The 2,049-nt window shown below is 59.8% G+C and carries 3 protein-coding genes; 2 read left to right on the top strand and 1 reads right to left on the bottom strand.

Translation table 11 applies throughout. The annotated features are described in order from the left end of the window. The coding region (locus AC1DVH_RS30130; protein ID WP_477756870.1) for a LysR family transcriptional regulator at positions 1–375 on the bottom strand (375 nt) is incomplete at its 3' end. A gap of 146 nt (positions 376–521) precedes the next feature. Here AC1DVH_RS30130 and AC1DVH_RS30125 point away from each other — a divergent pair. After that, positions 522–1,553 carry an amino acid ABC transporter substrate-binding protein gene (locus tag AC1DVH_RS30125; protein ID WP_477756869.1) on the top strand — a complete coding sequence of 344 codons (1,032 nt, stop codon included), beginning with the start codon at positions 522–524 and terminating at the stop codon, positions 1,551–1,553. A 39-nt stretch (positions 1,554–1,592) separates the two neighbouring features. After that, positions 1,593–2,049: ABC transporter permease subunit (locus tag AC1DVH_RS30120; RefSeq protein WP_477756868.1), on the top strand; the 457-nt coding region annotated here is incomplete at its 3' end.

Here is a 2,049-nt window from a genome sequence, read left to right as displayed (position 1 = left end):
GCGATAGCCGGTATCGATGCGGGTGAACAGTGGCGTTTCGGGGCTGTTCAGGCGGCTGATCCAGTCCGGGAAAAAGTTGCAGGCCAAGGTGTGCAGCGAGGCGAAGGTCAGAGCCCGGTCGACGATTTTCACACTCTGCTCGCAGTCGCGGGCCATGCGAACCAGCTCCACGGCATTGGGCAACAAGGCTTCACCGGCGGCAGTCAGGCGCACTGGATTCTTGTCCCGATCTATCAGGGTAGCCCCCAGGCGCGCCTCCAGCAATTGAATGCGCCGGCTCAATGCCGACTGCGATGAGCCGCGCATGCTGGCCGCTGCCGTGAACTTGCCGGTATCAGCGAGGGCGAGAAAATCTTCATACCAGTCGATGTTCATAAAGTTATTCCAAAATTCGATAGCGCGGTCAGCATAGTGGATCAAGAGTCGCTATCCCTATGCCTGCCCCAGTGTTTATTGTGCGCAAACACGCCACCTGCCGTCTGTGTGTGAACAAGAAGAAAAACTTTCAAGGGGCAAATGATATGCATAAATTGAACAGGGTGAAGCTTTTACTCGGAACCTCGCTGTTGGCGTTGGCCCTGGCCGGCACTGCCGAGGCAAGTGTGCTGGATAAGGTCAAGGCGCACGGCGCCGTGCGCTGTGGGGTGGCCAGCGACAAGCCCGGCTTCTCGCTGATTGACGATAAAGGCCGCTGGACCGGCATGGACATCGATCTTTGCCGCGCCGTGGCCGCAGCCGTATTGGGCGATGCGGACAAGGTCGAGTATTTGGCCACCACCGCGAAAAACCGCTTCACTGCCCTTGCCTCTGGCGAAATCGACATTCTCTCGCGTGCCACCTCCTGGACCGCTGACCGGATCGCCAGCCTGGGGGTGGATTTCACCACCGTCTGGTTCTACGACGGCCAGGGTTTCATGACCCACGCCCAGGACGGCATCAAGCAGCTCACGGATCTGGACGGTGCCACCTTCTGCCTGTCGCCGGGCACCACGTCTGAGCAGAACCTGGAAGATTATTTCGGCCAGCGCGGCCTGACCTACAAGACCGTGGTCATCGAGAAGAGTCCGGAACTCTACGCCGCGTTCCAGCATGGACGCTGCAATGCCATCTCCAATGACTTGTCGGGCCTGGCCTCGCGCCTCACGCAGATGAGCAATCCCAAGGACTACGCGCTGTTGCCGGAGGTGATTTCCAAGGAGCCCTTGGGCGCCTTCGTGGCCCAGGGTGACACCACCTGGCGCAACATCGTGACCTGGACCGCCTATGCCCTGATGACCGCCGAAGAGTTGGGCGTCACGTCCAGCAACGTCGATGAGTTGCATGGGAAAAAGGATGCGCCGGCGGACATTGGCCGCTTGCTCGGCAGCCAGGGAACCCTCGGCAAAGCCTTTGGCCTTGACAATGAATGGGCTTACCGCGCGATCAAGCAGGTGGGCAATTACGCGCAGATTTATGACCGTAATCTCGGCCAAGAGACCGCGCTGAACTTCCCGCGCGGGCTCAACCGAAGCTGGAAGGACCAAGGGTTGTTGTATGCGCCACCGATTCGTTGATGGCTGCGGATCCTGGATTAACCGAACGGAATGCCTGTCATGTTGACTCATCGTTTTCGCATCATGAGCGTCTTGCAGCAAGGCCTCGTCTTGGCCTTGGTGGCGGCGGTGCTCTATCTGTTGGCCAGCAACGCTGCGGCGAATCTCGGGAAGTTGAACATCGCCTCCGGGTTCGGCTTTTTGTCCCAGCGTGCCGGCTATGACATCAGCTTCTCGCTGATCGACTACACCCCGGATGCGACCTACGCGCGGGCTTACCTGGTGGGGTTGCTCAATACCTTGCTGGTCTCGGTGCTGAGTATCGTGCTAGCGACCCTGCTGGGCGTCGCACTGGGTCTGGCCAGGGTATCGCAGAACTGGCTGATCAAGCGCCTGAGTAGCACCTGCATCGAGTTCCTGCGCAACGTGCCGCTGGTGGTGCATCTGGTCTGGTGGTACGGCCTGGCCCTGGCGTTGCCGGGGGTCAAGCAGTCGGCTTCGTTGTTTGGCGTTGTCT

It is taken from the genome of Pseudomonas sp. P4_C3 (genome assembly GCF_056402075.1).
Note: the sequence above shows the minus strand (reverse complement) of the source record. Positions and strands in the feature narration are given on the sequence as shown.

Coding starts and splice junctions, on each gene's coding strand:
- AC1DVH_RS30125 (WP_477756869.1), top strand. CDS start 522: ATGCATAAATTGAACAGGGTGAAGCTTTTACTCGGAACCTCGCTGTTG.